Annotated in this window: 18 protein-coding genes; 8 read left to right on the top strand and 10 right to left on the bottom strand. The window is 39.4% G+C overall.

The features are described from left to right. Window positions 1–2: 2 nt before the first annotated feature. From ACSZOX_RS13070 to ACSZOX_RS13025, 10 genes are all read right to left on the bottom strand, one after another. Window positions 3–938 carry a glycosyltransferase family 2 protein gene (locus tag ACSZOX_RS13070; protein WP_437920455.1) on the bottom strand — a complete coding sequence of 312 codons (936 nt, stop codon included), beginning with the start codon at window positions 936–938 and terminating at the stop codon, window positions 3–5. A 7-nt stretch (window positions 939–945) separates the two neighbouring features. Then, a complete protein-coding gene (locus ACSZOX_RS13065; RefSeq protein WP_437920454.1) occupies window positions 946–1,533 on the bottom strand; it encodes a serine O-acetyltransferase in 588 nt (195 codons plus the stop codon). Between the two features lie 113 nt (window positions 1,534–1,646). Then, on the bottom strand, window positions 1,647–2,555 hold the full coding sequence (locus ACSZOX_RS13060; RefSeq protein WP_437920452.1) for a polysaccharide pyruvyl transferase family protein: 909 nt from the start codon (window positions 2,553–2,555) through the stop codon (window positions 1,647–1,649). Window positions 2,556–2,568: 13 nt separating this feature from the next. Further along, a complete protein-coding gene (locus ACSZOX_RS13055) occupies window positions 2,569–4,107 on the bottom strand; it encodes a hypothetical protein (RefSeq protein WP_437920451.1) in 1,539 nt (512 codons plus the stop codon). 2 nt (window positions 4,108–4,109) lie between these two features. Next, window positions 4,110–5,069: an NAD-dependent epimerase/dehydratase family protein gene (locus tag ACSZOX_RS13050; RefSeq protein ID WP_437920449.1), complete on the bottom strand. Its 960-nt coding sequence runs from the start codon at window positions 5,067–5,069 to the stop codon at window positions 4,110–4,112. Window positions 5,070–5,093: 24 nt separating this feature from the next. Beyond that, window positions 5,094–6,302 carry an MraY family glycosyltransferase gene (locus ACSZOX_RS13045; RefSeq protein ID WP_437920448.1) on the bottom strand — a complete coding sequence of 403 codons (1,209 nt, stop codon included), beginning with the start codon at window positions 6,300–6,302 and terminating at the stop codon, window positions 5,094–5,096. 456 nt (window positions 6,303–6,758) lie between these two features. Next, on the bottom strand, window positions 6,759–8,366 hold the full coding sequence (locus tag ACSZOX_RS13040; RefSeq protein ID WP_437920446.1) for a hypothetical protein: 1,608 nt from the start codon (window positions 8,364–8,366) through the stop codon (window positions 6,759–6,761). A 12-nt stretch (window positions 8,367–8,378) separates the two neighbouring features. Further along, on the bottom strand, window positions 8,379–8,576 hold the full coding sequence (locus tag ACSZOX_RS13035) for a hypothetical protein (RefSeq protein ID WP_437920445.1): 198 nt from the start codon (window positions 8,574–8,576) through the stop codon (window positions 8,379–8,381). A 997-nt stretch (window positions 8,577–9,573) separates the two neighbouring features. After that, entirely contained in the window at window positions 9,574–10,701 is a 1,128-nt protein-coding gene (locus ACSZOX_RS13030; RefSeq protein WP_437920444.1) for an MraY family glycosyltransferase, read from the bottom strand. 220 nt (window positions 10,702–10,921) lie between these two features. After that, window positions 10,922–11,881: a DUF5106 domain-containing protein gene (locus ACSZOX_RS13025; protein WP_437920443.1), complete on the bottom strand. Its 960-nt coding sequence runs from the start codon at window positions 11,879–11,881 to the stop codon at window positions 10,922–10,924. A 598-nt stretch (window positions 11,882–12,479) separates the two neighbouring features. Here ACSZOX_RS13025 and ACSZOX_RS13020 point away from each other — a divergent pair. From ACSZOX_RS13020 to ACSZOX_RS12985, 8 genes are all read left to right on the top strand, one after another. Next, on the top strand, window positions 12,480–13,106 hold the full coding sequence (locus tag ACSZOX_RS13020) for a Crp/Fnr family transcriptional regulator (RefSeq protein WP_437920442.1): 627 nt from the start codon (window positions 12,480–12,482) through the stop codon (window positions 13,104–13,106). A gap of 334 nt (window positions 13,107–13,440) precedes the next feature. After that, on the top strand, window positions 13,441–14,634 hold the full coding sequence (locus ACSZOX_RS13015) for a FecR family protein (RefSeq protein ID WP_437920441.1): 1,194 nt from the start codon (window positions 13,441–13,443) through the stop codon (window positions 14,632–14,634). Between the two features lie 185 nt (window positions 14,635–14,819). Beyond that, window positions 14,820–18,299, top strand: a complete 3,480-nt coding sequence (locus ACSZOX_RS13010; RefSeq protein WP_437920440.1) for a TonB-dependent receptor — start codon at window positions 14,820–14,822, stop codon at window positions 18,297–18,299. Between the two features lie 8 nt (window positions 18,300–18,307). Next, a complete protein-coding gene (locus ACSZOX_RS13005; RefSeq protein ID WP_437920439.1) occupies window positions 18,308–19,999 on the top strand; it encodes a RagB/SusD family nutrient uptake outer membrane protein in 1,692 nt (563 codons plus the stop codon). A gap of 16 nt (window positions 20,000–20,015) precedes the next feature. Continuing rightward, the gene (locus ACSZOX_RS13000; protein WP_437920437.1) at window positions 20,016–20,849 is read left to right on the top strand and encodes a hypothetical protein; all 834 of its coding nucleotides are present in this window, start codon (window positions 20,016–20,018) and stop codon (window positions 20,847–20,849) included. Between the two features lie 620 nt (window positions 20,850–21,469). Further along, the gene (locus ACSZOX_RS12995) at window positions 21,470–22,060 is read left to right on the top strand and encodes a sigma-70 family RNA polymerase sigma factor (RefSeq protein WP_437920436.1); all 591 of its coding nucleotides are present in this window, start codon (window positions 21,470–21,472) and stop codon (window positions 22,058–22,060) included. Window positions 22,061–22,614: 554 nt separating this feature from the next. Further along, entirely contained in the window at window positions 22,615–23,970 is a 1,356-nt protein-coding gene (locus ACSZOX_RS12990; protein WP_437920434.1) for an HTTM domain-containing protein, read from the top strand. 47 nt (window positions 23,971–24,017) lie between these two features. Further along, window positions 24,018–24,239, top strand: a 222-nt coding sequence (locus ACSZOX_RS12985; RefSeq protein ID WP_437920432.1) for a hypothetical protein, incomplete at its 3' end; no start/stop codon positions are given.

Raw genomic sequence — 24,239 nt, 5'->3', positions numbered from 1 at the left:
ATTTATCTTCTAAAAATTTTATCAACAATAAACCGGATTTTCATAATCAATCTGTCCTTTGACGACAATAATACACATCTATTTACAACAAATAGTTGCCTAAAGGAAAAATGCCTAATTACTAAATTATAATAATCATACTTACACTTCGCATACAAATTAGCCCATTGCGTTTGTTGATAATCGAGCAAATCATACTTGTTAAATGGTATTTCATAATTCAGATTTTTAAGCCATTTAAAAAGCAACGTATTTGCTTCCAATTTTTCCATAAGTTTACCTTTGTTACTTGATAAGTGAACACTGGAAATACGGAAACTAAACAACATTTCTGCCGTATTTGCTATTCCATTCTCCGCCATCATAATAGCAGTAGCTGTGTCCGACCCAAAAGCGAAAGGAAAATCAATAAATTTCTTTGCCTGAATAACAGAAGTCCTAAAAAGGAAGTTTCCAATACAGGTAAAAGCTGTTGCATCCAACCAATATTTTAAAAAGGCATATTTACTACAAAACTCCGGTAGTATTCCGTCTATTCCCAAAAGCCCATTCTCTTCATCAATTTGCTCTACACGCGACCTTACAATGTCTACATCGGGATATTTGATAGCTAGATCAACACAGGTTTTTAAGAAATTTGGATGGTAAAGATCATCATCTGCAGCCAAAACAAGGTATTCTCCTTTTGCAAAAGTAATAGAATGATTCCATTGGGCCACCAAATTATTCCCTCCAATATTTTTTTCATTCTTATAATAACGAATACGCGAATCATCAAAAATATTGACTATCGCTTGCAAATCCTCCGGAGATTGGTCATCTACAATGATCAGTTCAAAATTTGTGTACGTTTGCGCAAGAATACTCGCTATTGCTTGTTGAAAAAATGTTGCTTTATAGGCAGGCAAGACAAAAGATATTAATTTGGAATCTATCATTTTTCTTTTAATCTGATTTAACAATTCGCGCAGGAATTCCTACAACAGTTACATTAGACTCTAAAATTGATTTAGTTACTATAGCTCCCGCTCCTATGCGGACTCCGTCAGCAATAGTAATTCCTCCGAGAACTTGCGCTCCCTGACCAATATCTACATTATCTCCTATTATAGGCGAATCATCAGGAAATGTCCCTTTGCTTCCTAAACAACAGTTACCATGTATTGTGCAATTTTTTCCAACACGCGTTTTGGGATTAATCAAAATAGATCCATAATGGTATATCTTTAGACCTGAATCGAAACAGCCAGCAGGAATAAAGAACCCCAATTGACGACCCAACTTATTTTTCTTTCGAGCGTAATAATACCTAAGAAGCTTGTTAGGCTTATAAAAGGTATAATATTCTTCTTTTCGTAAAGCTCTAACAAAACGGCGTAGCCAATACTGCTCCGATTGCAGAAGCCAATCCATTATATATCCCTTCGATAAAAAAGGAAGATAATCCATTCTATCAGCATCAAGATATTCTGACAAGACGACTTTTAGTTTGAACGACTTATCAGACTGATTCAAATCAACCATATCCATCATAATTTTTAGTAGGATCGAAATTTAGAACTATCGATAGCTTTTATTTATCTAGCAAAAATCCTTAGCAACGAATATAAGACATATATAACGTTAAGTTCAACTAATTCTTTAGATTAAGACCTGCGAGCACTTTCTTCAAGACAATTTCTAACGTCCTCATACTTTTTTTTCAACGGAAATGGCGCAGATTTTAGAAGTGCTATTTGTATTTTTTCGAGCGAATTATTAATAAGCGCTTTATCTCGATTTTCTTCAAAGAAGGTTTCTAAAACAGTTTCAACTCCTAAAATTTGTTCTATATTTTCAAATCCCTCATAGGAAGGAATATCTACCGAACTAAAATAATCGTGGAATTTGAATCCGTCTGTATCAATATAGTTCTTTTTAATCCATAAAGCGGGCACTTTATAGGCATGCGAAACAATAAGACCATGCAATGAAGTCGACAAAATATATTTGCAAGAGCATATTTTATCAATGACGTCTTTTATATCTCTTGTGCGCAGATCTATAATAAGATACCGATCTCCATATAACGCTATAAATTCATCAACTTCTTTCCAATGAGGAATGATGCCAATATTTTTTGTTTGAGACACTAAGGGCTCTGGTATCCACAGAGGCAGCAATAAAGCAGGATCTCCATAAACACTGTTTGTAGGGCAACCTAGATCAATTAATTTTTGTTCTGTTAACTTACCTCTGACAGCGAATATCTTACCTCCTTTAAAAGGACTAAAATTATTCATGAATCCAGCCCCCCATACAGAGGATCTATCGTTACCCCATCCGATCACCGAACCAATACCTACAACAGTATTTTCCCAAGGAAAAATTATAGTTTTTAGGTTTTCAAATCGCAAAGAAATGAAAGATTTCCATAGAATACGCATTCTATCTGATATAGATAATTCTATATTCTTGTACTGAATTTGCATACCAGATAGCTCGGCAATAAGCAATGGGCTTAACGCGTCACCGAAATTATCATTATTCCAATAAATCAAATTAATTTTTTTCATAAGCTAGCTTTTATTATTGACTATTTCCAAGGAAACGAACCTTAGAATAAACAAAATCTTTAATCAGCGTCTTCTCCGTTTTATTCAGTGCCATTATATAAATAGAAAACAGAACAGAAAACAAAGAACAAAGAAGAACAAGCCAAAAGCGTATTACAAGATCATTAATATAAAGATAAGAAATTAGCGGTAAAATCGGCGCAAGCAGCAACACTAAACTACATTTAAAAACAACGAACTGCATATAATCTTTTAGCCGGAAATTGATCATGGGTTTGATGAGTACTACTCGCACGATCTGGCCTATAACAGTAACTACAAGGTGAACAACAAATACAGATTCTGGTGGATAACCTAACCAAAGAAACAGGTAACTTATAGGCACGACAAGCAACAACAATGTCCCCAATACCGCTTGGTATTTCTTAATCTTGCCGGTTGCCTTTGCTGAAAAAATCAACGGATTTGCTAAACTATCAACAAGGGAAATAAGCAACATAATCCGAACAAAGTTAACGGTATGATCGGGGACAATCTTCAACCACCAGACTAAAAGCTGCTCCGCTTCAAAAAAAACCGGTAGAGACAATATAAGCAACAAAAAAAAAGAAAATTTTGAACTAGCATAAATCAGCTTGTGCATATAAATGAGGTCATTTGCCGCGTAACTTTTTATTATCTGAGGGTTCAAGGCCGTCTGGAACCCTCCGATAAAACGCGTTACCACACTTTGCACCTGTGTTGCTATTCCCCGCGCGGCATTAACCGGAGCACCAAAGAACATATTTAGTAAAATATTCAATCCCTGCGTAAACATCAATACCGCGGAATCTCCAAACATACTCCAACCTGCGAAAGAGCTCATTTCCTTTGCCGCATCCTTTTTCCATGTCAATTTCCCTCGCACCTCGGGAAAATTTCTAATGCAATAGAAGAAGGTGATAGTTTGCAAAACAAGCTGAGTACAAAGCAATAGTGCTGCATAAATCTTTAGCTTATCGAAATCAATGATCTGGAGAATATAAACAATTGCCAACTTTAAAGATATATCTAAAATAGAAAAGTAAGCAAATGCCCCCATCTTTTCATGGGCTATAATCGCAGCGCTGAAAGGTACATTCAAGATGGAAAAGAAAACGATAAACAGTGAAGCATGGAAAACCCAAATAGCAGCGTCCATGCGCGCAACAGGAATTGTAAGATGATTCTCCAGAAACCACAATCCCACGGGTTCTGCGATCATAACGACGGATAGTGCGAGGGCGAAATGAATCACAAGCGCCGTCGAAAAAACATCGTGCTGTCTGGAGAGATTTTCATGTCCTAATTCGAAAGTAATAAACCGGCTTGTAGAAGAAGACATCGCAGAATTGAGTATGCCGAACATGGCGACTACACCACCTATGACATTAAATATACCAAAGTCTTCCACCCCGAGCACGTTTAAAATCACGCGGGATGTATACAAGCCAACGAGCATGCTAAATAACATCTGCAGATACAATGCAAACGTATTTTTAGCTATTCGTGTATTAGTCGATGAGGAAGACATTTCTATTTCCCGAACTCCGATTGCAGCGTGCGTCTCAACCCTTCTTCCATTGTAAATGGAGGAACAAAACCAGAAGACATCGCTTTGCTGGAATCAAACTGCGTAACTGCGCAAAATTTCTTGACACGCACGGAGCTGATCGGCAATTTTTTTCGCAACAGCCAAGCCAGCACATCAAACCCATAACCTCCCAACATGCCCAACCAATACGGAATCTTGCGTGAAGAAATATTTTTTCCCAATACCTTACCCGTATGATATACCAAATCGTTGGTGGTGAAGTCGGGCTTATCTACATAGTTATAAACCCAATAACCGTTGTTTTTCTTTGCAATCAAAAACTCGATAAAGGCTACGATATTCCCTATATAAGCCATCGATTTACGGTTGGCTCCTTTGCCGATCATCATAAATTTACCGGAAGCAATCTGGTTCAAAAGATTCCAGACATTTCCACGATTTCCTTCACCAAAGATGACCGTTGGACGAATAATCTGGATATTCCAATCGGCATGGTCAAAATGCCATTTTTGCAACACTTCCTCTGCCATCCATTTGCTTTTTCCATAATGGTTGAAAGGATCAGCTGGAAGATCTTCATCAGGGTTATCTTTATCTAAGCCATAGACCGCCACCGAACTGGTAAAAATAAGATGCTTCACGCCATGCTTTTCCATGGCTGCCAACACATTTCGTATTCCGCCGACATTGACATCATAATATAAGGTCGTAGGCGACACATCGTCTCGATGTTCCGCAGCCAACAATACAACCACATCTGTCTCGGGCAGCAAAGCCTGAATACTCTCTAGATCCGTTACATCCGCAATATGCGTGATGGAAGGAAACTGTTCACTGTTGTTTTTATCAATATTCAGTAATTTGTGGCTTTCCTGTTTTTGCAAATTTTGGATAAGACGGGTTCCGACAAAACCAGAGCCACCAATTAGTGTAATGTTCATAAGGTAGTATGTTAAATTACAGGATTAGTGTATGTTCTCCAACTGAAGTTCTTTTACACTTATCTTCCGTAAATTTAATTCATTCTTTTCAGTTTTCGACAATTTAATTTCATGTGCCAAAAGCTGCTCCACTTGTCTTGACATGCGGATATTTTCGATTCTGTTCAACACGAAGTGAAACCCTAACCACAAAACCAAATCGCAGACTAAAACGATGTTGTTACTGATATGATTTACAGTTATGCTATTGAAGATGGCAAAGAACATCGCTACACCAACAATGGTCATCATTGCTTGTCTGTGTGAGAATCCTAATCCTAATAATTTGTGGTGGATATGGCTTCTATCTGGCATAAACAATGGTTTACCTGCACGGTATCTTACAAAGATCACACGCAGCACATCCATAACAGGAACGATAAGTGTCGCGAATGCTGCAACAATTGCCCCCTCAGAAAATGGTTTGATCAAAGGATTATTCATTGCGAAACTGATAGCCAAGAAGGAAATCGACAAGCCTAAAGTTAAGCTTCCTGTATCCCCCATAAAAATACGACGTCTGCGTTTATTGATACCAAATACATTGAAGTAAAAGAAAGGAATCAACACCCCTGTTGTGATAAAAGCAAACATTGCATGCAACCATGCCCCGTGAATTGCAAACATTACCCCCAACACTAAGCTACCGGTAGCTACCAATCCCGAACATAATCCATCCAAACCATCAATAAGGTTGACTGCATTGATTATCAAGACCACTACCAACACAGTCAACGGCATACCGACGTAAGCAGGCAATTGTCCAATGAAAAATACACCATAAAAATCATTGATCCATAAACCTGATAAAGGGAAAAGAGAAGCTACAATCAACTGAACAGCAAACTTCCATTTGTAGTTTATTCCAACAAGATCATCGCCAATACCAACCAAAAACAACATCACTAAACCACAGATCAAAAGGAGAAACATCGGTAGTACTGCAGCCGTATTTACGCCCAAATCCACAAAATTGAATTTGTAGAGAATAACAACCCCCAAGGTCATCAAAAAACTTTGTACCGGAGCGAAAGCTACACCGCCCAAACGGGGAACCAAAGTCAGATGCGACTTACGCTTGTCGATTGGATCGAACAACCTTTTCTTGTAACATACCAAAAAGATGTAAGGTATAATTAACCGACCTACGTAAAGAGCGATCAAGAATGGAACAATTATAAGTAGCGTTTTCATGTTGTTATTTTTTCAATGTCGTAGATGTGTCATTCATCCTTCCCAACCGATGTTTGATTATGATTCAAAAATACGTGCAATCCCTTTACTGACAAAGGATTTCGGGGTATTTAAAAATTAATGTAGCGCGTCCACTACAGTGTTGTAGAATATCTACTACAACACTGTAGTGGACGTCAATTTTCAACGATATTCCGACTTTTTTTTAATGACATTCTGCCTGTTAACGAACAGCTGTCTACAGGAATTTACGTTTGCTTTTTTAAGAGTCAATAACTCTTAAAAAAGCAATAAAAATTTAAAAAAAGAGATCGACGTGATCCAAAGAAATGTAGACAAAGGAAAGAAGACATAAAACACATGATATGCTCTAGGGTAAGATGTCACTCTAAATAAAAAAGCGTAGACTAACGAAAGTCCGCGCTTTTATTTTATATGTAATATGAAAATAAGGTATTATTGTGCTTTTACACAACGGATACTACCGCCGTACACGTGATATTGACTACTGTAAGGCCAGGTGATACTCCCTGTGTTAAATTGGAACCGTTCAATGTTTGCCCCACCATTTGGTGTGTTCGTCCAATATGTCCCCATGTTCCCTTGGTTATTAACCACTTGATCCCATCCTCCTTCGCCCGCATAAGGCAAGAAGATATAGTTATCAAGATCTGCAGTAGCCGGCTGTGAAGTAGTTCCCAAGAAAAGACCTCCAACGCCATTATAGCTCGCCCGAGTGGTTGTAGGCGTGTAGTTTACATGGAAGATTGGCTTTTCACCAGCGTAGCTCCCTGTGATCGACTGCAGTTGCGCCATTGTAGGTGTCCGCCAGTTTCCACCGTACGTTGTCACTTTCGCACAAGGGTCTTTCGCTAGATCGTATGTTTGCCCTCCTACACTACCTGTTCCTTGATTAATCGGGAGTAAAGCATTCGCTTGCCAATGATCGCCATAAACACCTTGGTTAGCAGCAAATCCATAACTCCCACCATTATAAACCAAATTTGCCGGTGCCCATGTATATCCTCCCATACTGATCCCATTTTTCTCTAATGTCAGATTCAAATTATAGCGAACGCCTGGTTTTATCTTTACATTCTCGACAGACATATCACTGCGCACAACACCTCCAGCTGTCATCGTAGAAATTGTTAATACTCCCGCTGTAGTCTCAGGGTGACTGATGATCGTAGGTACGCTTGTTATGCTCGTAGTTCCTAAACTACTAAATTGAACAGGTGTTGTTGTAACCGTTCCATTATACGTAATACTCGCATCCGTCAATTTCACATTAACCGTAGAATAGTGCCCCCCTATCGTTGCCTGACAGGCTGTAATTGTTCCGAATGCAGAGGCATCTATCATTGTTGTAATCTGACTAAACATATGCTTCAACACAATGGGCAATGTATTATTTCCTTTGCTTAAAGATTTAACCACTTTGCAATAGGTAAAATCAGCACTACCACTCAACGATGATAAGCTAACTTCGCTCAAATTTTTCTGGCTATCGATATCCGGAACCGAAGTGCTGTTTATCGAATAGCAGATAAACGTATACAAAGTCGCCGACATTAAACTTAATGTTTCGGATGTCGTCGTACCAACAGTATATACTTTATCCGTTACATAATTACCCGATTCATCATAAACCACAATACGATATTGAACCCCACTTGTCAACGGACTTGTGACGGTTGTCGTCGCTGCCTTTAAGCTGCTACTTTTCAAACTGATCTTCTTGTTTACTGTAGCAGTCGAAGTTGTATCAACGCTTAACTTCGCAACTAGTGAATATTCTTTATTAAAAGCGAGCACGGCCGGTTGGCTTAAAATTGTTTGCCTTCCATCGCTCACTCCTTGTTGATTATCGTTATTTCCCTCCTCTTCTTGTTCATAGCTAATTCCAGTTAAATCTACTGACAAAACCGCTTCGCCATACTCTTCGGTAACACCATCTGAGCTACAGGAAACCATTGCAAAACTCATCGCCGTAATCACCCCAATGATCAAAAATACTCTTATGGTTTCCTGTTTCAATTTATTTTTATATTCCGTTTTCATAGATAGACTTTCTTAAAAATTGATACTTCTATTATCGTCCACATCAACATCCCATTCTTGGTATATTTCTGCTTGCCCGTTTGGCCCTGTAGGATTTACAAATGCTGACCCCGCAGCAATGGAACACTCTAATTCAATGTTATAATATTCCATAATCGGTGCCTTATAAGGTCTTTTTTTATTGCTTACTGTAACTTGTATGTTTTTCATTTTATTTCAATTTGCATGTAAATCTTGGTCTGAAGGCAAACTATCCCTTACCCGAATTTCCAAATCAAGACTATTTAAAAAATTAAACTAAAAATTAAAACACATCTGCAGTATGCGTCTTTTTTTGAATTTGCAAGTGATGAAAATCATTTTTAAAACATATAATGATCTCAAATCCATCACCACATCATCAGTGCACAAAAGTAGATCTTTGGTAGACTAAAGTAAAATCATGATGTAGCTACGAAACTACAAATATGTAAAACGTTCACAGACACCATACGCTATTTGATATATATCATGTTTATATCAACAGAAAAAATCACACACAAATTGGAATTATCTTTCAAAAAACCAGTTTTAAATGTGATTAAAGTATTAAAAGGAATAAAAACAACAGTTAAAAAAGCAGAGAGATGGCTGCTTCAAATATCAAATATTTTTTTATTCGAAAGGAAAACCGACTGATGGCTAGGTACTACATTTTTTAATTAAGTAGATTTTTAGCTACAAGGTATATTGATTGACATGGATTACAATGTGACGGAGTTATGAGGTTACATCCGTAGTAAAGTTGTAAAGTCGTGAATTCGTAAAGTTGTAAAAAAGTAGATGAGTTTTTGCGAAGCGATTACCTAATAGAACGGCCTTGGTTATTTCTACGGAAATCTTGGATCAGGAAATTCTGTTAAGAACGAAACACTGTCTGAGCGAAGCGAGTTTGTTTCGTTTAAGAATTTACGATAAAAGATAGTAGAAAGAACCTAGCCTTGATTTTTTATGAATTCGTGTTTGTTTTTTTGTATTCATGAGCTCCCTGCGGTCGGTTTTGCTTCGTTTTTTGTATCAAGTCCAATAGTAGTTTGAACTTCAAACCCGCCTAAGTAACTTTAAGTTAAAAGATCTAGTTACTTAAGAGAAAAAAGTAATTATAAATTTATCTTTATTTAGGCATTCATGACGCCTCTGCTATCCGTATTTCCTGCACTAGAAATTATTACTTGATGACTTCAAGCTTACGGGAACGAGCTTTTCGTTTACGATTTTCTACTGCGTTCCATACAAAGATAAAACCTATCCATAGCAGAATATCACATAGAACAACGACATTATTGCTAATATACTGCACCGCTACAAAATTAAAAACGCAGAAGAATAAAGCTAAGGCCAAAATGGATATCATGGCCATATGATGAGACATACCTGTACGTAAAAATTTATGATGCAAATGATTTCTGTCTGCTTTAAATAAAGGCTGCCCATCGCGCCAGCGCACGAAGAGAACACGTGTCACATCAAAAACAGGCACTATTAAGGTGGAAAAGGCCGTAACGATTGCTCCTTCAGAAAAAGGCTTAATAGCCTGATTGTTCATTGCGAAACTAATTGACAGAAAGGCAATAGACAATCCAAGGGTCAAACTTCCTGTATCTCCCATAAATATCCGTCGCTTCCGTTTGGATGCTCCAAAAACATTATAATAAAAAAAAGAAGACAAAACACCTGCTGTGATAAAGGCGAAAAGAGCATGAAGCCATGCCTCGTAGTGAATAAACAATATACCCAAAAACGAACAACCGACCATAATCAATCCCGAACAAAGACCATCAATTCCATCAATCAAATTGACAGCATTAATAATCAATACTACAGCAAATATAGTTAGAGGCATTCCGATCCAAGGTGGCAAATACGTGATAAACAAAATGCCATACATATCGTTTATCCATAATCCAGAAAGAGGAAATAAACAAGCAACAATGATTTGGGCAATAAATTTCCACTGATAATGCACCCCGACCAAATCATCTGCCAAGCCAACAAGAAAGAGGATAAAAAGCCCACATAACAGAAGCATAAACATAGGAAACACTTCTGAGGTGTCAATCCCCAGAGGCACGAAATTGACTTTATAAAGAACTATTACCGAGATAATAAAAAGACAAGATTGTACCGGTGCAAAAGACACACCTCCTAACCTAGGAATAATTTTTTGATGAAATTTCCGTGGATCAACAGGATCGAATAATCGCTTTTTGTAGGAAACGAAAAGAATAAAAGGGATAATTATCCGCCCTAAAAAGACAGCGATTAAAAACGGTACTATAATGACAAGTAGCTTCATTTACACTTTATTTCTCTTTTTTCTTCATCACGCATCTGCTACGCTTTTAAAGAAACTGAAGTTTCGATAGATTGCGGTATAGGTAGACGCGGATTTAATAAGCTTATAAATCGAATTAGGTCTCCCAGATGACCAAATCGAACCAAAGATACCCCTCCTTATCCTCATAACCTTATTAAACGTTTCATAAACATTTTATTTGTAGCCCAAAAACTACAATTTAATTTATCGTTGCATAATATGCGAGTATATGTTGAACATCGGTATCTTTCAAGATTACTCGCTTTTTATCATCCAACAGAAAAATCGTAGGCGTAGCTTTTAAATCGTATTTTTCATTAATAAACATATCGTCTTTGTCCACAAAGGCATTCACCCAATTCGATGGTAGGTTGGCTTGATAGTCTTTCCAGATAGATCTTTCACCAAAAGGATAAACAGCTAAAACACGTAGTTGCTTCCTCGATATCAATTCATTAAAAAAAGTAAGATCCTTCAACTGAGCAATAGCTTCTTCACAATGGGAACAACCGGGCTCATAAAAAAATAACAGGGTCGTCTGTGCTTCAAAACTATGCAAATTTCCCTTTGTCCCATCCGCCAACACATACGAGAAATCTGACGCTACAGTACCTGGTTTATTTTTCCGGATCATTATTAATCGCGCTTCCATCCTCAACCTATCCGCTGGCTCGAGGCGAGCAGAATCTAGCAAATACTCTAGTACTGGTTCATAATAGCTATCATTTCGCATCGGAGAATTCGGATCATACAAATATTTTTCCGTTTGTTTCTTCAGGAAGTCAATTGCCTTAGGCGAATGTTTCGCTTGCGAAAACATGGATTTAATAGCCAAAGAAACATCTTCGATTGAGGTCTGTGGGAACAAGTTGATAAAATCTACTAAAGCTTGCTCCCCTTTTTCAGGATTGTTGATATTTTCGGCATTACCGAAATCGTAGCCCGACCAATACCGCTTTAAAACCGAGCCATCGCCGACTTCAATCGTCTTTTCTATTTTTGCAGCCGATGGAGGGCTTTGCTGAGACTCTTTGCTATCAGCCGTACGCCTCTCTCCACAAGATAGAAATAGACAATAACAACTTGCCAGAGCAACAAAACAACCACTTCTAAAAGTAAGTACAATATCCACTATAAACTGACTTTTCAGATATGCCATAAATCCATTATACATCAATGAGTGTGAAAATAAACATTCCACCTCAAATAGAATTCACAAACTGTGTTTATTATCTGTTAATAAAAAGTAACCAACACTTTAGTGTTTCCGACAGAAAAGGTTTGAAAATTTCATAAGCAACATTTATCATAAACCTTATACTTACGAATATAGATACTATTTACGACAAATCACCCACAATTTTCAACAAAAATATTTAACGAGCTATATTCCCTCTCATAAAAAAACAAAAAAGTTGAACAAAAAAAAACACAAACACCTGTAAACCAAATTTTTAAAAAAATATTTTTATTCTATATTGTAATCAACATTTAATTAAAAAATGATAAAAAAATATGTCTGATTTCAAAAGAAATTTCGACATGGTTCGAACGATACTGCGTACTATGCAATCTGGCATGATAATAAAAATAGTTATTGGGCCGACCGTAGGGAGTTCATGAATAAAAAAAAAACGAATTCACAACAAATGTAACGTTATAAATTCCTCATCACTTTTGTAATTAGTACCAACGACTTTACATTTTTATACCAAATAGTAAAACAAATAATTGTAGTTTTGCGTTCATTAGTACAAATGAAGACAAAAAGCAAAGCCAAAAAAGGTCAGTCAACTAAAAAAACTGCTAAAAACAACGAAATCGTCAGCTTTTTTCAACAAATACACCCCTTATCTATTCCTGCTCAGCAATACCTCACCGAGAATAGCGGTTACATTGACGTTAAAAAAGGAAAATACTTAAGAAGTCCAATTGACAATGTCGAAACTTTATATTTTATCGTCCGTGGATTAGTTCGTGGATTTATCAGGATAGAAGGACAAGATATTACGACTTGGCTCAATGACGAACAAAATATCGTTGGCAGCGTTAGAAATCTTGGATTAGACATCGAAACAGAAGAGTACATACAAGCTTTAGAGGACACACAATTAATTGCTTTCTCACGAGCATCTCTTGACGAAATGTATGAACGTTTTCATGAAGCCAATGTTATTGGGAGAAAGATTTTAGAGTTGTATTATCGGGATGCCGATGAGAGGGCTTTTTTATGCCGATTACCTTCCGCAGAAAAACGTCTGAACCGATTTACATTAACACGCCCTAAACTGTTAGGCCGTGTACCGTTAAAGTATATCGCTTCTTATCTCAATATGAAATTAGAGACACTCAGCCGCATCCGAGGAAAATCCGCTAAAAGTTAGAAAATTCACCCAGAAGAACGCATCTCGTCCAAATACAATGCAAGAACACGGTATTCCTGTGATTTAACATTGGCTTTTTTGCGTATCTGCCGCAGTTGAGGCGTCAGTACTTTTTGTTGTAATTTTTTATAAAGGTTATCGTAGGCGTGGATACAAAATCCTAGTTTAGTTAACAGATTCTCGTAGTCCGTATATAAATCCAGTATTAACCTGATATTAAGGGGATATGAAGAAAGTGTGATTGATTTGTAAAGTCCAAAAATAAAATTTATTTTTTTACTAAGATTAACGAGGCTTCGTCGTTATAGAAACAATAACCCAATATAAACACGCAATGGAGTCTACATCTGTACTAACCAGATTGATCAAACACTATCTCGAAGGGAAACTGAGTTCGGAAGAATCTGATGTGCTCGATCGGTGGCGACAAGAATCATCCGAAAATGAAATATTCTTTCAAAAAATTGTTACGGGAGAAGAAGTTTTTGAGGACGCCTTATCGTGGCTTGCGCTGCATCAAGATGACGGTCAGGCTTGGCTAAGTCGACTTCAGGAGGACACTCTTCGTAAAATCCAGCAAAAGAACCAGCCCTTACGCAAAGCCAACAGACCGTATTTTCTGTTTACTGCGATTGCGGCTTTATTACTTGCCGTATCTCTCTTTGGTTATTTCCAATTCCGCCAGCAAGAGCAGGAAGGAAAAGAACTGGATCTATCAAGTGTACAAGCAGGCACGAACAAAGCAGAACTGTTGTTGTCTAATGGTAAGAAAATTAATCTCCGTAATGATAAAGATGGGATTATTTTTGATAAGAAATTGACTTACTCTGACGGGACACCGCTATTAACGGAAGATCTCCTTTCCTTACAGCATACCATGGCCACCATTCTTGTGCCTAAGGGCGGCAAATATAAAGTGACCCTGTCAGATGGCAGCAAGATACAGCTGAATGCGCAGTCGAAACTCGTTTATCCACTGGTCTTCGAAAAGAACAGACGTGAGGTTCAACTGGAAGGCGAAGCGTATTTTGATGTGGCCAAAGTGAGTGAAAACAACAAACGGGTTCCATTCGAAGTCCACTGTAAAGATCAAAAAATTGAGGTCACAGGAACATCTTTTAATGTTTCTGCCTATCCTGATGATATCCAAACAGTAACAACACTAGTGGAAGGATCTGTCAATGTAGAAACAGCTGGGCAACAGTTGAACTTAGCACCCAATCAACAGGCAATAAGCCAATATGGTCGTATCCAGAAAAAAGAGGTGGATGTACATGAGTTTATTGCATGGACAGCAAACAAATTCCTTTTTTATGAAACGGAACTGCATGACCTCATGAAATCACTTGGCCGTTGGTACGCTATTGATATTACGTATCAGGGAAAGATAGCCCCCTCCTATTTTTATGGAGAAATCGGGCGAGATAAAAATCTGGAAGAGGCGCTACGAATTATCGAAAAAAGCGGCGTCAAATTTAAACTTCAACAGCGAGGAAACAGGCCTCCAAACTTAATTGTAATCCAATAATAAACATAAATAGAAGAGCAATGAAAAACAGAACAACTACCTATCCGACATAAGGAGACAAAAGCAGTCCTAAAAAAACCGAACAGGGTCTCGTACACCCATGTTCGGTCGATATGGACTGGCTGAAGAAGCACATTAGAAATTATAAACCCTTATTCATTACCAAATCCTAATTGTACAAAAATATGATTTTTATACAACAGAATGATGATGGCAGTAAAACTGCCTGTCTGAAAATAAAACGCTGGGTTATCCTTATGAAATTAACCATTTTACTCACCGTCTTGAGTTTCTTTAAGCTCACCGCTGGTGGATTTGCACAGCAAGTATCTTTAAAAGCGGTCAATTCGCCGCTTGTTCAAGTCATGCAGTCCATCCAAAAACAAAGTGGCATGCCATTCCTATTGAATGGGAAAGACATTGCCAGTACGAAGCTCACTGTGGACCTCAAGCATGTGCCTTTAGAAAAGGCCTTGACCACTCTATTAGCCAACCAGCCCATATCTTGGGAGATCTCGGAAGGCACAATCATTCTCCGTCGGACAGGAAAAGCCAATCCGTCTATTGAAAGTACTGCCGTTAAACAACAACGGATCGTGAAAGGTACGGTAAGCGACGAACAAGGGAAGCCTATTCAAGGAGCCTCCATTAAAATACTTGGTACGACACAGGGCACCTCAACGGATGCAACCGGTAGTTTCTCCCTATCGGTAGAAAGCAGAAATGCGGTCCTCCAAGTTTCTTACATTGGCTTCATATCGTCCGAAATTAATATTGGCGATCAGCAGACGGTAAAGATTACGTTGAAAGCTGATGCTGGCGACCTTGATGAGGTTGTGGTAGTCGGGTATGGTACACAGAAGAAAAAACTGACGACAGGCGCTAGCATACAAGTAAAGGGCGAAGATCTACAGAAACTAAGTTCGCCGAGTATATTAGAATCGTTGCAAAGCCAGTCGCCAGGTGTTCAGATTACCCAAAGTTCAGGTATGCCGGGAGAAAGTTTCAAAGTAACCATTCGTGGATTGGGTACCATCGGGAGCTCCTCTCCTTTATATGTAATCGATGGCGTGCCCAATGGTGATATCAATATGCTGAACCCTTCCGATATTGAAAGTATAGATATCTTAAAGGATGCCGCCTCCGCTGCAATCTATGGATCGCGGGCAGCAAACGGGGTCGTCCTCATTACTACCAAACAAGGAAAGGAAGGAAAAATGGCGGTACATCTGGATAGCTATCTAGGTTTTCAAAACGCATATAAACTTCCGTCACTCCTAACGGCAAAGGAGTACATGGCCATACAGGACGAACGACGATTCAATGAAGGTGCCGAACCTTACGATTGGGCCAACTTAATCCCAAAACAGTATGAACAAATCATGAACGGCACATGGAACGGTACCAACTGGCTCAAAGAAATTCATAACGACAATGCTATCCTACAAAACACATCCATCAATATGATGGGGGGAACAGAAATGTCACGTTTCTCGATCGGTTACTCGATCACGGACCGTGATGGTATCATGGGCGTTCCTGCAGAGCCCAACTTCAAACGCCATACTGCTCGGATTAATTCAGAACATATCCTCCTGAAAAACGATGAATACAATATCATCAAATTTGGCGAAAATGTAAACTATGGCACCACCAAACGTTCGGGGATTGGCATCGGCAATATTTACTGGAATGATATTCACAACATGCTGGTGGGAAATCCGCTGTTACCTGTTTATAATGAAAATGGCGAATTTTATGACCGGGCGAGCAAAACTGCGGATCAATGGAATTTTGATGGGGCAACGGCCAATCCTATTGCAGAGATGTATTATCGCCGTGGCCAGAATCTGAGCAAGGCTCATAATTTATCTGTAAACGCTTATTTGGAAATCCAACCTCTGCGAGACCTCGTTTTTAAGACGAATTTCGGATACAGGCTGAATGCTTCGTCTTATCGACAATATACACCCGTGTACAATCTATCGACTACCGTGGCAAACGCTGTCGATGAAATCTCGCAGAACCAAGAGTTGGGACATAGTCTACTTTGGGAAAATACCTTGAGCTACAAATTGGCTCCCGCAAGCGGTCACCAATTGGATATGGTTATTGGGCAGTCGATCGAAAAAAATGGCTTAGGTGAGAATCTCAGTGTGACCACCGCAAACTCTTCGTTTCCCGGAGAATGGGATAAAGCTTGGGTAGGGAACGGCCAAGGCTATGAAGGCTATATTCCTACAGTAGGAGGTTCCCACTTACCACTGTTTTCCATTGCCTCTTTTTTCGGAAGGGCCAACTACAACATCAACGAGACCTATATCGCTTCCTTTACTTTGCGTGCTGATGGATCGTCCAACTTTGCGAAAGGGAATCGTTGGGGTTACTTTCCTTCGGCCTCTGCCGGATGGATCATGACGAATGAGGAATTCTTGAAAGATAACGGTTGGCTGAACTTTATGAAATTGCGGGGAAGCTGGGGGCAAAATGGTAACGCAAATATTGATCCTTTTCAATATTTGGCTACAGTAGCTATTGATGTAAAAAACGGTTATTATTTCGGCAACAATAAAAATACGTTGATACGTGGTGCTTACCCTGATATTCTCGCTAATCCAGATATCAGTTGGGAAACCTCCGAACAATTAAATATCGGTTTCGATTCTCGCTTTGTCGACAATAAACTATCGGTGGTGTTCGACTGGTATAGAAAGACGACCAAAGATTGGCTTGTTCAGGCTCCTGTCCTAGCAATATACGGAACCTCAGCACCTTACATTAACGGTGGCGATGTAGAAAATAAGGGGATTGAATTTGGCGTGAATTGGAACGACACCAAAGGTAACTTTCGCTATGGCATTGGTATCAATGGCGCATACAATAAAAATAAAGTGCTCCGCATAGCCAATGACGAGGGTATTATACATGGAGCGACCGACGTATTAAGCCAGGGAACAAAAGAAATGTACCGCGCACAAGAGGGCTATCCTATTGGCTATTTTTATGGATTTAAAACCGATGGAATCTTTCAGACACAGGAACAGATCGATGCATTACGTGCATCGGGGTTGGGGGTACTAAGCAATGCACAGCCTGGCGATGTAATTTTTAGGGATACGAACGGCGATGGCGCAATTACCGATGATGACAAAGTGATGATCGGTAATCCACATCCGGATTTTAGCGGAGGCTTAAACTTAAATGCGGGATATAAAGGCATCGATTTATCGGTAACAGCTATTGGTTCTTTCGGTCATCAAATTGCAAAGTCCTACCGATCATTCGCAGATAGTCCCCTACAGAACTATACAACGGAGATCTTCGATAGGTGGCATGGTGAAGGAACTTCGAATAAACTTCCGCGATTAACCAGCGGCAGCCATACCAACAGCCAGTATATTTCGGACATCTATGTTGAAAACGGTGATTTCGTAAAAATTCAGAATGTTACTTTGGGTTACGATTTGAAGACGATTTGGAAAAATATGCCATTCAGCCAACTTCGGTTCTATGCGACTGTACAGAACTTAATTACCTTCACAAAATACAGTGGAATGGACCCTGAGATTGGTTACGGTTATGATGAATCGTGGGTGAGCGGTATTGACCTCGGATTCTATCCGCAGCCAAGAACCGTAATGTTTGGTTTAAACCTTAAATTTTAATGGAAGACATGAAGAAGATCATCATACTTATATTTTTTGTGGGATTATTGACATCCTGTGAAAAATTCTTGGACTCAGAAAGCTACGACAAAAAAAATACCGGCAACTTCCCCGTTACGGTCGCAGATGCGAATAGTATGCTTACGGGTATTTATTCCAGTTTAAATGCTGCTATCACGAATGTTCAGCATTCTCATTTTTATATGGCCGAACTCGCTTCGGATGACCGCTTTGGTGGGGGCGGAGAAAATGACCGCGATATGCAAGGACTGGATCACCTGATGAATACACAACCGGATCGCTTTCTAACGTTTTGGACCGCACGCTATCAGGGAATATTTCGGGCCAACACAGCTTTGGAAACCTTGGATCAGGTGAGCGGCTGGACAAATGACGAACAGAAAAACCAAGCATTCGGCGAAGTGTACTTTTTACGCGCACTTTATTACTTCGAACTCTCCCAATTGTTTGGTGAGGTTCCACTTGTCACCTCCACTGCGGTAAGCAATATTCCAAAATCGAGTGCCGACGAAACCTATGCCGTTATCGCCGAGGATCTCAAAATGGCTATTGAACTTATGCCTTCGAGCGTTTATAGCAGTGTCGCTTCTGGGCATGCTACAAAATGGGCCGCTGAGGCCTTGCTCGCACGGGTATTTCTGTTTTATACAGGTTACTACAACAAGACGGAGCTTCCTTTGGCTTCCGGAGGTACTGTAAGTAAGTCGGAAGTAATCAGCTGGCTTGAAGATTGTATTACCAACTCGGGACATGACCTCGTCGGTGATTTTCGAAACCTTTGGCCTTACACCAATCAATATACAAAGGTTGACTATCCTTATGCACAGGAAAACAATCTGCTCTATGCGGGCGATGGTAACAAAGAAACTGTTTTTGCTGTAAAGTTTGGAACACTCGTAGACTGGGGTGATACTTATATGTTGGGCTATTCCAACCAAATGAACCTACATTCAAGCTTGCGTTCCAACAATGGACAAGCCAACACCTTTCCTTTTGGTCAAGGATGGGGTGCAGGACCAGTAAATACGGTACTCTGGAACGAATGGCGGACTGCAGAACCCACAGACATTCGGCGGACAGGCTCTATCATTGATGTAGAAAATGACTTAGACTCCTACATCTATGGCGCGGACAATCAAATGGAGGAAACGGGTTACTGGCAAAAGAAATATATTGCAGTGACAGCTTATAGTGAAGGGACTTTGATTCCTTCCTATGCCGTTTTGGCTGATGCAGCGTTGTCTGATTATCAGCGGGCGCATACGCAAGATTTGGTACTGATCCGTTTTGCAGATGTCTTGCTGATGCATGCTGAACTGAGCGAAACAAACACGAATCTGAATCGTGTGAGAGCTCGTGTTAACCTATCACCTGTGGCCTATACATTAGCGGCTTTAAAACGCGAGCGTCGTTGGGAACTTGCTTTTGAAGGACTTCGATACTTCGATTTGATGCGCTGGCATGACGCTTCAACCGCACTGGCACGCCAAGAAGGAGTCGCCATCAAAAACAAAGGTATTGACACCCAAATGCGTGCTTTCGGCGGTGGATACAGTGCCCGCTATGAAGCCACCGGGGGATTTTGGCCGATTCCGACATCGCAAATCTCACTATCTGACGGTGTGTTAACGCAGAACAAAGGTTGGGGCGAATCAACTCATGAATTTCCAGGCTGGTAACTAAATTGTATTGAACATGAAAAATTTACAGCATATAACAACGGTCTTTTTTATCCTACTGTTTGCAGGATGTAATCCCATCGAAGACCGATTGGAACTTGGTTCAGCCATTACGGCAGAGCAATTAAATATCACCGCAACATCTTTGGTTGTCGATGGTAAAAAGAGCAATAAAGTCATTTTGGACAATAAAAGCCCTGTACTTTCTACCTGGGATTACGGAACAGGGTTAACACAAAAGAAAACAGATACCGTTCTCCTTGTCTCTACCGGCAACAATGAGATTATTTTCACGGGTTTGAATCCCGATGGAACCAAAATCACTAAAACCTTACAAGTCGAGGTGGATGAACTCACTTTTGAGGTACCGCTCGAATGGGGACTCTTGACAGATGGAACCGATAAGACCTGGGTTTGGGACACGAGTAAACCTGCCGTTTGGGGCAACGGTGGCTATCTTCAAAGTACAGCTCCTGCATGGTGGACACTCACAGCTTCCGATGTTGATGGACAAGCGCCTGGAGAAGGTGTTGGTGCAAAAATGGTATTTTCTTTGCGTGGCGCAAAATTGTCAAAGATCAAATCAACAGGGGATACCGAAAATGGCACTTTCGCTTTTGATATGACAAAAAAAATAACATTAAAGGATGGCACAAACTGGACTATCGGAAAATTAACGACTAAAAACGTTACGATGCTATGTGGAATATCACCGAATGAAGGCAACGCACTTGTTTATGAGTACGATTTTATGATCATAAACGAAGAACAAATGGTTCTTTCCTACTCTGCTAGTACATCTACTGAGGCAGGAAATGAATCGTGGTTTTGGGTGTTCCGTGCAGAATAATCTATTGTTTTACTAGTTGGTTTGAGGCGTCCGATGTATTGTCGGCGCCTTTTTTGTTACAAAAAGATCCCAACCGACAGTAGGGAGATCATGAATAAACACGAGTTCATAAACATCAAAGTTCTTTTCTTTTGCCCCTCAAGCCGGAGCAAGGTTTCTTTTTGTCCTCTATGGGCGGACAGCCCAGTTCTTTTTTTAAAAAAAGAACCAAACCGACCGAAGGGAGCTCATGAATACAAAAAAAAACAAACACGAATTCATAAAACTCGTCGCTGGGAACCTTTGCAGGATAAGTCCGTGCGAAGGCAAAATTCTACATATTGCAAAGGTTTCAAGGCGACATTGATCGTTAAGGATAGTTTGTGCAATTATTCATCCTTTACGAATTCACGACTTTACGCATTTACAAGAAATGTAACCTTGTAACTCTTCCATAACTTCGTAACCTATACCAACCAACGACTTCACAACTTTACAATTTAACGACTTTACAACAAACGTAACCTTGTAACTCTCCTATCACTTCGTAACCAATACCTAATAAATCGAAAAAGCATTTTTTATTTTACACAATTTACATTAAGTTTGTGTATAACCATGTGCTATAAACCTCTCGGTAAATGGATACATTCGACAAACAGATTTCTGATTTACATGCTGGCAGAGAAACGGCTTTATGTTTTTTTATGGATCAGTACGGCCAAGCGTTACATTTCTTTGCCTATAAAATAATCAAAGACAGTGCTGCGAGTTCCGACATTGTTTCAGAAGCGTTTGTCAAACTTTGGGAACGAAGGACACAATTTCAACGTAGTGAGAGCCTCCGATCTTTCTTATATTTAGTTGTTAAAAACGATTGCTTGGATCACCTGAAACACAGCAGGCAAAAATACAAACACGAAGAAGCCGCCACGATGGATATCGCTTCCTCTGATCAGGATATCTTAAAGAAAATTATTTACACGGAATTGATTGAACTCATTGTCAAGGAAGTCCGAAAGCTTCCCAAACAACAAGCAGCTATCTTTCAATTGTCAATTATCGAAGGTAAGGATACACAAGAAATCTGTGAAGAACTAGGTACGACAAGCAATACCGTATATTTTGCACGATCCAAAGCAATTGCGGCACTCAAAAAAGTGTTTATACAAAAGAAACTCTCTTTGCACCACCTTACTATTCTTCTCTTTTTGGATATCCATCAGTTTTAAAAATACATTTGTCGATTAACATCGATCGATCCCCTGAGAAATTAATGAGACATTTTCGTACTATTTCCATTATAAAATGGACAAGAAGGTTTTAGTAAAAAAATTGAAATAGAGATTAGTACATACATTTCTGACTGCATCTAATACAAAAAGATCCTGCCAAGTATCAAGAAATTAGTAGCGTTATTTCTGCCCCAAAATAAAAAAATCCTGAAGCGGGGAGCTTCAGGATTTTTAACTAACTAACCAATTATTAACCTAAATTATGAATATACAAATATAACGCTATTGGAACGATAAAGTTGTCTAGCGAACAGTCTTTAACATAACTTTAACGGTTGGCCATACAAGGCCATTCATAAAGCCTAGTTTGCAATTAAAAACAATAAACACGACATACAAAGCAAGATGACGATCAATTGTGAAAAAACATTAAAATAAGCAGCTTCCTTTGGTCTATATCGTAAATCTCAATAGCTTTAGCAGATCTTCTATATGAAGATCTTTTTCGAATCGCTTTTGACTCATATGGAGTCTTAGACTTACACATAGATATGGTTAGCAACATTCTGTTCCATAAAATTGACAATGCCCAGATCATTGTTTTCCGGATATTTTTCGGCTTATTGATGACTGTCGAATGCTGGGGTGCACTCGCCACAGGCTGGGTGACTGAAACTTTAGTTGCCCCTAGGTTCACATTTACCTTCATCGGCTTTGAATGGACTAATTTTTTGTTGGGCGAAACCATGTATTATATTTACGGATTTATCGGACTTTTGGGACTGTTCATTTCTCTGGGAGCTTTTTATCGGGTCTCCACTATTCTCTTCGCTCTCGGTTGGTCCTTGGTCTACCTTATGCAGAAAGAACACTACAATAACCATTACTACCTCATCATGCTTGTTGCCTGGTTCATGGTGTTCATTCCTGCAAACCGATATTATGCTTTTGACGCACGCCTATGGCCTTCTATAAAATCCACGTATACCTATTTTTGGACACGTTTGATCTTTATCCTTCAGATGTTCATTGTCTACACCTTTGCCGCGTTTGCCAAGCTATACCCGGGATGGTTGAACGGGGACTTTTTAATGATACGATATAGTCGTATGGCGGCATGGCTCGAAAATAGGATCGGATGGAACTCCCTAACGGAATGCTTGCGTTCACATAAATTTTCACAGATTTTTTCTTGGTTGGGATTCGGATTTGACCTTCTTATTGTCCCTCTACTTTTGTGGAAAAGAACGCGGATATATGCTTTTGTAGCAGCGGTATTTTTCCATCTTTTTAATTCGATTACCTTACATATCGGCATCTTCCCTTTTTTCGCACTTTCCCTGGGCTTATTCTGTTTTCCGCCCGAAACCATCCGTAGAGTTTTTTTTCCCGGAAAACAAGTACTTATGACAACGGAACCAGGCAACTTGCCGCAAGCGGATAAAGTAAGTCGACTTTTTTTTACTATCATCTTTTCATTTTATATAGCATGGCAAATTTACCTGCCCTTACGGCACTGGCTTATTCCCGGTGATGTGCTTTGGACGGAGGAGGGGCATAGGCTTTCGTGGAGAATGATGTTGCGTTCAAAGTCAGCAAAAACTTCATTTTATATGCTTGACCGGACAACACAAGAATACACAGCTGTTGATCTAAGCACATACCTTACTCCTCTCCAAAGGAAACGGATTGTTACCCGACCAGACGCTATATGGCAGTTTGCTCAATATCTGAGGAAGACCCAGGCGGAGAAAGGAAAAGATGTCGAAGTGTATGTGGAGTCACAAGTCTCCATCAACAGAGGGCCATTTCGTGATTATATAAACAAAGAAGTTGACCTTGCGAATACCAAATGGAATTATTTTGGCCATCAGGGGTGGATTCTCCCAGAACCAGCCAACCCATAGGAAACCCTTAATAGCAATCCATTTTCCGCTCTAATCCTGTTCTCTATATGAGTCGTATAAATTTCTGCTTTCTTTATATCAACAGATCTATTTCCCAGATGTCTGCACGTTTTGTTGCGGATTACTGCCTTCATCTTGAATCTGGAAGATTATATGAACTATTAAAAAAACATGTATCAAACTGGATACTTATTCGCGAACAGTCTACACGGGTGACCAACGATGAGATCATCTCCTCGCAAAAGATCTTTCTATTTCGAAAAAAGAAA

The sequence above is a fragment of the Sphingobacterium sp. LRF_L2 genome, assembly GCF_965644235.1.
Classification (GTDB): Bacteria; Bacteroidota; Bacteroidia; order Sphingobacteriales; family Sphingobacteriaceae; genus Sphingobacterium.
This window is presented reverse-complemented; position numbering and strand designations above follow the sequence as displayed.

Bases quoted from the DNA above. Each gene is read 5' to 3' on its own strand.
- ACSZOX_RS13000 (WP_437920437.1), top strand. From the start codon at position 20,016: ATGAAAAATTTACAGCATATAACAACGGTCTTTTTTATCCTACTGTTT.
- ACSZOX_RS13065 (WP_437920454.1), bottom strand. From the start codon at position 1,533: ATGATGGATATGGTTGATTTGAATCAGTCTGATAAGTCGTTCAAACTA.
- ACSZOX_RS13030 (WP_437920444.1), bottom strand. From the start codon at position 10,701: ATGAAGCTACTTGTCATTATAGTACCGTTTTTAATCGCTGTCTTTTTA.
- ACSZOX_RS13025 (WP_437920443.1), bottom strand. From the start codon at position 11,881: ATGGCATATCTGAAAAGTCAGTTTATAGTGGATATTGTACTTACTTTT.
- ACSZOX_RS12995 (WP_437920436.1), top strand. From the start codon at position 21,470: ATGGATACATTCGACAAACAGATTTCTGATTTACATGCTGGCAGAGAA.
- ACSZOX_RS13045 (WP_437920448.1), bottom strand. From the start codon at position 6,302: ATGAAAACGCTACTTATAATTGTTCCATTCTTGATCGCTCTTTACGTA.
- ACSZOX_RS13055 (WP_437920451.1), bottom strand. From the start codon at position 4,107: ATGTCTTCCTCATCGACTAATACACGAATAGCTAAAAATACGTTTGCA.
- ACSZOX_RS13040 (WP_437920446.1), bottom strand. From the start codon at position 8,366: ATGAAAACGGAATATAAAAATAAATTGAAACAGGAAACCATAAGAGTA.
- ACSZOX_RS13015 (WP_437920441.1), top strand. From the start codon at position 13,441: ATGGAGTCTACATCTGTACTAACCAGATTGATCAAACACTATCTCGAA.
- ACSZOX_RS13070 (WP_437920455.1), bottom strand. From the start codon at position 938: ATGATAGATTCCAAATTAATATCTTTTGTCTTGCCTGCCTATAAAGCA.
- ACSZOX_RS13010 (WP_437920440.1), top strand. From the start codon at position 14,820: ATGATTTTTATACAACAGAATGATGATGGCAGTAAAACTGCCTGTCTG.
- ACSZOX_RS13035 (WP_437920445.1), bottom strand. From the start codon at position 8,576: ATGAAAAACATACAAGTTACAGTAAGCAATAAAAAAAGACCTTATAAG.
- ACSZOX_RS13050 (WP_437920449.1), bottom strand. From the start codon at position 5,069: ATGAACATTACACTAATTGGTGGCTCTGGTTTTGTCGGAACCCGTCTT.
- ACSZOX_RS12990 (WP_437920434.1), top strand. From the start codon at position 22,615: ATGGTTAGCAACATTCTGTTCCATAAAATTGACAATGCCCAGATCATT.
- ACSZOX_RS13005 (WP_437920439.1), top strand. From the start codon at position 18,308: ATGAAGAAGATCATCATACTTATATTTTTTGTGGGATTATTGACATCC.
- ACSZOX_RS13060 (WP_437920452.1), bottom strand. From the start codon at position 2,555: ATGAAAAAAATTAATTTGATTTATTGGAATAATGATAATTTCGGTGAC.
- ACSZOX_RS13020 (WP_437920442.1), top strand. From the start codon at position 12,480: ATGAAGACAAAAAGCAAAGCCAAAAAAGGTCAGTCAACTAAAAAAACT.